The sequence below is a fragment of the Pseudomonas sp. SIMBA_068 genome, assembly GCF_046534705.1.
Classification (GTDB): Bacteria; Pseudomonadota; Gammaproteobacteria; order Pseudomonadales; family Pseudomonadaceae; genus Aquipseudomonas; species Aquipseudomonas putida.
This window is the reverse complement of the sequence record NZ_JAWRYI010000902.1, coordinates 1-259: the sequence shown is the minus strand read 5'-3', so window position 1 is coordinate 259 and position 259 is coordinate 1. Positions and strand designations below refer to the sequence as shown.

Annotated in this window: 1 protein-coding gene; it reads left to right on the top strand. The window is 62.5% G+C overall.

What is annotated here, in order from left to right; genetic code table 11:
* On the top strand, positions 1 to 258 hold a 258-nt coding region (locus SB756_RS31990), incomplete at its 5' end, for a FimD/PapC C-terminal domain-containing protein (protein ID WP_410913490.1).
* Between the last annotated feature and the right edge of the window lies 1 nt (position 259).

The window sequence follows — 259 nt, the reverse complement described above, 5'->3', positions numbered from 1 at the left end:
CAGGAGAGCGGCCAGACGGCACCATTTGGAGCCACGGTAAAAAATGGCCGGGGACAGCAGGTCGGCCTGGTGGGCGACGACGGTAATACCTGGTTAAGCGGCATGAGGCCCTCAGAAAGCATGAGCGTGGAGTGGGACGGAAAAGTGCAGTGCACCTTCACGCTGCCGCCGAAGCTGGACGTGCCGGCGCTGTTCCTGCCCTGCAGGCGCCCGGCGCCTGGTCCGGCGCCATTAAACCCTTTAAAACCGAAAGACTGAG